Source organism: Methylorubrum podarium (assembly GCF_022179745.1).
GTDB lineage: Bacteria > Pseudomonadota > Alphaproteobacteria > Rhizobiales > Beijerinckiaceae > Methylobacterium > Methylobacterium podarium.
The window spans coordinates 1-3,767 of the sequence record NZ_BPRD01000585.1 but is presented as its reverse complement, the minus strand read 5'-3'; the positions used below and the strand labels follow the sequence as shown (position 1 = coordinate 3,767).

The 3,767-nt window shown below is 68.9% G+C and carries 4 protein-coding genes; all 4 read left to right on the top strand.

Going from position 1 to position 3,767, the window contains the following annotated elements; genetic code table 11:
- Positions 1-1,068: FAD-binding protein (locus MFF42_RS24040; RefSeq protein ID WP_238258355.1), on the top strand; the 1,068-nt coding region annotated here is incomplete at its 5' end.
- A 43-nt stretch (positions 1,069-1,111) separates the two neighbouring features.
- Positions 1,112-1,927, top strand: coding sequence for an O-methyltransferase (locus MFF42_RS24035; protein ID WP_238258353.1), 816 nt, complete (start codon positions 1,112-1,114; stop codon positions 1,925-1,927).
- Between the two features lie 5 nt (positions 1,928-1,932).
- Positions 1,933-2,493: a hypothetical protein gene (locus MFF42_RS24030; RefSeq protein WP_238258351.1), complete on the top strand. Its 561-nt coding sequence runs from the start codon at positions 1,933-1,935 to the stop codon at positions 2,491-2,493.
- Positions 2,494-2,546: 53 nt separating this feature from the next.
- Positions 2,547-3,371, top strand: a complete 825-nt coding sequence (locus tag MFF42_RS24025) for a succinate dehydrogenase iron-sulfur subunit (RefSeq protein WP_238258350.1) — start codon at positions 2,547-2,549, stop codon at positions 3,369-3,371.
- The last annotated feature ends 396 nt before the right edge of the window (positions 3,372-3,767 follow it).

Genomic DNA, 3,767 nt, shown 5'->3' with positions numbered 1-3,767 from the left:
GTGCAGTTCCACCCCACCGGCATCTACGGCGCCGGCTGCCTCATCACCGAAGGCGCGCGGGGCGAGGGCGGCTACCTGACGAATTCCGAGGGCGAGCGCTTCATGGAGCGCTACGCGCCCTCGGCCAAGGATCTCGCCTCGCGCGACGTGGTCTCGCGCTCCATGACCATGGAGATCCGCGACGGCCGCGGCGTCGGCAAGGACGGCGACCACATCTTCCTGCATCTCGACCACTTGGACCCGAAGATCCTGCACGAGCGCCTGCCGGGCATCTCGGAATCGGCCAAGATCTTCGCGGGCGTGGACGTGACCAAGGAGCCGATCCCGGTCCTGCCCACCGTCCACTACAACATGGGCGGCATCCCGACGAACTTCCACGGCGAGGTGCTGACCCTCAAGAACGGCGATCCCGACACGGTGGTGCCGGGCCTGATGGCGCTCGGCGAGGCGGCCTGCGTCTCGGTGCACGGCGCCAACCGCCTCGGCTCGAACTCGCTGATCGACCTCGTGGTGTTCGGCCGCGCCGCGGGCCTGCGCTGCGCCGACATCGTCGAGCCGGACGCCCGCCAGCCGGAACTGCCGAAGGACGCAGGCGACAAGGCGCTCGCCCGCCTCGACCGCTTCCGCTACGCCGACGGCGGCACCCCGACTGCGCAGCTGCGCGACCGGATGCAGCGGACGATGCAGAACAACTGCGCCGTCTTCCGCACCGGCGAGGTGCTGGAGGAGGGCAAGGGCCTGATCCACGAGGTCTGGCGCGGGGTCTCCGACGTCCAGGTCACCGACCGCTCGCTGGTGTGGAACACCGACCTGCTCGAGACGCTGGAATTCGACAACCTGATCGGTCAGGCGGTCGTCACCATGGAATCGGCAGTCAACCGCAAGGAGAGCCGCGGGGCGCATGCCCGCGAGGACTTCCCCGACCGCGACGACAAGGAGTGGATGAAGCACACCCTCGCGTGGCTCGATCCGAGCAAGCACGGCGTCGAGATCGATTACCGCCCGGTGCACACCTACACGATGTCGAACGACATCCAGTACATCGAGCCCAAGGCGCGGGTGTACTGACGCGGGTGTACTGAGGCGGGTGGACTGAGGAAGGCGCGCGGCCGTGTTCGGACTGAAGAAGCGCAGACGAGGACCGCCGGCCGGCTCCGGCCTGCTCTGCTCCGGCGCGCCGGCGCAGCCGCCGGCGTCGTGGGAGGAGATCGTGTGCGGCTACGGCGCCTCCGTCGATCCCGCGGAGGCGCGCGCGCAGGCCGGCAACGCGGCCGAGGCCGCCTTCTTCGCGCAGGACGATCGGCTCGCGACCAAGTGGCACCACTACCTCGAGATCTACGACCGCCACCTGTCGCGCTACCGCGGCAAGCCCGTGCGCCTGTTGGAGCTCGGCGTGTTCCAGGGCGGATCGCTCCAGATGTGGCGCCGCTATCTCGGCCCGCAGGCCGTCATCCACGGCCTCGATATCAATCCGGGCTGCCGCGAGATCACCGAGGACGGCCTCAAGGTCCACCTCGGCAGTCAGGCCGATCCGGGGCTGCTGCGACGCATCGCCGAGGAGATGGGCGGCATCGACGTGGTGATCGACGATGCCGGCCATATCAGCGCCGAGCAGATCGCGAGCTTCGAGGTCCTCTATCCGCTGTTGGCGCCGGACGGGGTCTACATCGTCGAGGACGTGCACGCCTCCTACTGGCCGGATCACGGCGGGGGCCTGCGGGCGCACGGCGCCTTCATGGAATACGCCAAGCTTCTCCTCGATCGCCTGCACGCCCGCTACGTGCTCGATCCCGATCCCTTCGCCCGCGACCCCGGCTTCGCCGACGTGACGCACGGCATCGGGTTCCACGACAGCATGGTGGTCTTCGAGAAGCGTCTGAAGCCGCTGCCGCGCAGCCTGCGCGTCGGCCACCGAACCCTGTCCTGACACCGATGAGGGTATCCCTTCGCCTCTCCATCCGCCTGATCCTGTCCGCCGCGGCAGCGCTGCTGCTGACCCTGTCCGCGCAGGCACGCGGGCCGGACTTCGAATTTCCCGCGGAGATCGCCGGCTTCGCCCGCGGTCCGCGGACGGATTACGAAGCCCGCGCGCCGGGGCTCGGCTATTCCGTGGCCTACACCAACGGTCGCTGGAAGGCGGACATCTACGTCTACGACGCGGGCGTGCGGACGATCCCCGACGGGCCCTCGTCGCCCGCGGTGGAGGCCCAGCTCGCCCAGGCGGTCGGCGACATCAGGACGGCGGTGGAGCGCGGCTTCTACCGCGGCAGCGAGGATCTCGGCCCGGTGCGCCTGCCGGGCGCCGCCGGAACCAGGCTCGCCTGCCGTGCCATCGCCATCGACCATCCGGCCCTCGGCCTCACCGAGAGCCTGCTCTGCCTCACGGGACTGGGCGGCCGATTCGTCAAGTTCCGCCTGTCCGGACCGGCCGCGACGCGACCGCGGGAAGCGGAGGCCGAGCGCTTCATGACCGGCTGGCTCGACCGGCAATAGGATTTCTCGACACTCAGAGCGCGCCCAAGGCCGCTGCATCCAGAGGCTCAGACATGGCCCAGTTCAATCTCCCCAAGAACTCCCAGGTCACGGAGGGCAGGACCTGGCCGGCGCCGAACGGCGCCAAGGCCATCCAGACCTTCCGGATCTACCGCTGGAACCCGGATGACGGGAAGAACCCGCGCATCGACACCTACCATGTCGACCGCGACGATTGCGGCCCGATGGTCCTCGACGCGCTCCTCTGGATCAAGAACAAGGTCGATCCGACGCTGGTCTTCCGCCGCTCCTGCCGCGAGGGCATCTGCGGCTCCTGCGCCATGAACATCGAGGGCCAGAACGCGCTCGCCTGCACCATGGGCATCGACGAGTGCAAGACTCCCGACAACGCCCTGCCGTTCCTCACCCGCAAGGACAAGGACGGCGCGGTGCGGATCTACCCGCTGCCGCACATGCCGGTGCTCAAGGACCTCGTGCCGGACCTGACCAACTTCTACGCCCAGCACGCGGCGATCGAGCCCTGGCTCCAGACCGAGACGCCCGCGCCGGAGAAGGAGTGGAAGCAGACGCCGGAGGACCGCGCCCGGCTCGACGGCCTCTACGAGTGCATCCTCTGCGCCTGCTGCACCACGAGCTGCCCGAGCTACTGGTGGAACGGCGACAAGTTCTTGGGCCCGGCGGCCCTGCTCCAGGCCTATCGCTGGCTGATCGACTCGCGCGACGAGAACACCGGCGAGCGCCTCGACGGGCTGCACGACCCGTTCCGGCTCTATCGCTGCCACACGATCATGAACTGCGCCAACACCTGCCCCAAGAACCTGAACCCGGCCAAGGCCATCGCCGAGATCAAGAAGATGATGGTCGAGCGCGCGGTCTGACTTCTTCCCCGCCTCGCAAAGCGCCTGAAGAGAGCCGTGCCCCGATCGGGCGCGGCTCTCGCCGTTTCGGCGCCCCGCACCTATCGCTCCTCGACTGCGGCAGGGCCGCCACACCGCCGGGAAAACCCGCGCCGACCGGGCTTTTCCTGGGCTCGCCGTGCAGCCTGCCTTGCCGCAAGCGCATTTGGCCGCGAGGGCAAGCGCGACCGTTGCGTGTTCTGTTGGGGGTCTTTGATGACGCGTGGGTTCCTGTCGAAAGCCGCCTGCCTCGCGCTCGCCGCGAGCGTCGGCGCCTGCGCATCGTGAAGATGCGCGGCATCAAGTTCCGGGGCGGCTACCACGACTTCGTCATGGAGACCGGCGGCATCGAGGTCTTCCCGCGCCTCGTCGCGGCCG

What these genes read in the sequence shown, in the direction of transcription:
- MFF42_RS24030 (WP_238258351.1), top strand. Translation starts at nt 1,933, where the DNA reads ATGAGGGTATCCCTTCGCCTCTCCATCCGCCTGATCCTGTCCGCCGCG.
- MFF42_RS24025 (WP_238258350.1), top strand. Translation starts at nt 2,547, where the DNA reads ATGGCCCAGTTCAATCTCCCCAAGAACTCCCAGGTCACGGAGGGCAGG.